The sequence below is a fragment of the aff. Roholtiella sp. LEGE 12411 genome (genome assembly GCF_015206995.1).
Classification (GTDB): domain Bacteria; phylum Cyanobacteriota; class Cyanobacteriia; order Cyanobacteriales; family Nostocaceae; genus Komarekiella.
On sequence record NZ_JADEXR010000313.1, the window covers coordinates 1 to 1479 of the forward strand.

Annotated in this window: 1 protein-coding gene; it reads left to right on the plus strand. The window is 44.4% G+C overall.

All coding sequences use genetic code 11. From position 1 onward, the window contains the following. On the plus strand, positions 1–1479 hold a 1479-nt coding region (locus IQ246_RS29635; protein WP_194006846.1), incomplete at both ends, for a CARDB domain-containing protein.

Here is a 1479-nt window from a genome sequence, read left to right on the forward strand (position 1 = left end):
TTTCTGGACAACAGATTGAGATTGTTTGGACGCTTACAAACCAAGGTACTGCGGATGCTACAGGTAGCTGGACAGATAATGCTTATCTTTCAAATGATGGCATAATTGGGAGCGATCGCTACATTACTAATTTTGGCTTCACAGGCACAATTGCTGCTGGTGCATCCATAGAACGCCGTCAGTTTATTACTGTACCAATTGAGTTAAGTGGCAATTACCGCGTTGTCATCTCTACCGATGCCAATAATCAGGTACTAGAAGGCATAGAAAATGAAACAAATAATACCAGCATTGATGATAATTCCACTCAAATTCGCCTCTCGCCTTTCCCCAATCTGCAAGTATCCAATGTGACTGCTCCCCCCACAGCCTTCTCCAGTCAGGAAACTGTGGTGCAATGGACAGTTACCAATAACGGCACTGGGGCTACCAGCGCACCTTTCTGGTATGATAATGTTTGGCTTTCCTTAGATACGACCTTTGATGATACTGATATTTACTTAGGACAAACAACCAATGTCAGCTATCTCAACGTTGGTGAAAGTTACACCAACAGTTTGACAGTGAAGTTGCCTAGAGGTATTGATAGTAACTATTACTTCCTGGTGAAGACAGACGCGAATAATAACGTCTATGAATTTGAAAATGAGGGAGACAATTTTGGTGTTGGTGGCCCCACAGACGTTGATTTGACACCACCGCCTGATTTCCAAGTTACCGCAGTTAACGCCCCGGCTCAAGGTTTTTCGGGACAACCGCTTACTCTAACTTGGACAGTTACCAATGAAGGGACAGGTAAGAACTTAGAGACATCCTGGTATGACGAAGTGTTCATGTCCACCGATGATGTATTGGATGGGGGCGATCGCTCTTTAGGACGGTTCAACCGCAGTGGTATACTGAACGCAGGCACTGGTTACAACCTCAGCCAGTCAGTTACTCTACCAATTGGCGTTAGCGGTGATTTCTTCTTTTTCGTGCGGACTGATGCAGGTAATCAGGTTTACGAGAATGCTTTTGAAAGCAACAATACTGGCTACGATACCACAGCCACGAAAATCAATCTCACACCACCACCAGACTTAGAAGTTGAGTTTGTTGATGCACCCGCTACAGCATCAGCTAGTCGTCCCCTAACTATTAATTATCGCGTTACCAACTTTGGCGCAACTGCTACACCTAACTCTTCTTGGAATGACACGTTTTATTTGTCAACAGATACCCAGCTAGACACCAACACAGACTTCAAACTGGGCGAACGTAGTCGCTTTGGTACATTAGATATCGGCGCTAGTTACGATAATTCTGCTATTTTCACGCTACCTAATGGCTTAAGTGGCACATACTATGCTTTTGTTGTCACCGATAGCGGCAATAATGTCTTTGAGTTGGATAACGACAATAATATTGTATTCGATAGCACACCGATTAACATTTCGTCTCAACCTGCTGACCTTGTAGTGTCAGCTACCGCGCCAA